The 407-nt window shown below is 66.8% G+C and carries 1 pseudogene; it reads right to left on the bottom strand.

Annotated elements, in window-relative coordinates:
- Positions 1-387, bottom strand: a pseudogene (locus AC07RN_RS21405) (MFS transporter); the annotation flags it as partial.
- Positions 388-407: the final 20 nt, after the last annotated feature.

The raw sequence follows: 407 nt of genomic DNA, 5'->3' as shown, positions 1-407 counted from the left end.
CATGAGCGCGACGACTGCGAACACCACGCCCATCCACGGCAGCGCGTGGGTGCCGGCCGTCGCGAGTGTCCAGCCACCGGCGGTGGTGCCCACGGTGATTCCCAGGTTCGAGAACGAGACGAACAGGGCGTTGCCGAATTCGGGAGCGTCGTGGGCGTCGCGGCCCAGCCACGTCTGGCCGACGATGAGGCCACCGGAGTGGATCGCCGCCCAGATCGCGACGACCACGACCATCGGCGCGAACTGCGGGCCGACGGCGAACACCGCGGCGAATACCACCGCCAACAGGGCGGGGAACGCTACCGCGGTGCGGGCGACACCGGTACGCAGCAGTGCCGCGAACCCGAAATTGCCGAAGATCATCACGAAACCGAAAACGAGAAGCATTGCACTGACCCATGTTTCGT

The sequence above is a fragment of the Lelliottia sp. GFLA7 genome (assembly GCF_056490165.1).
This window is presented reverse-complemented; position numbering and strand designations above follow the sequence as displayed.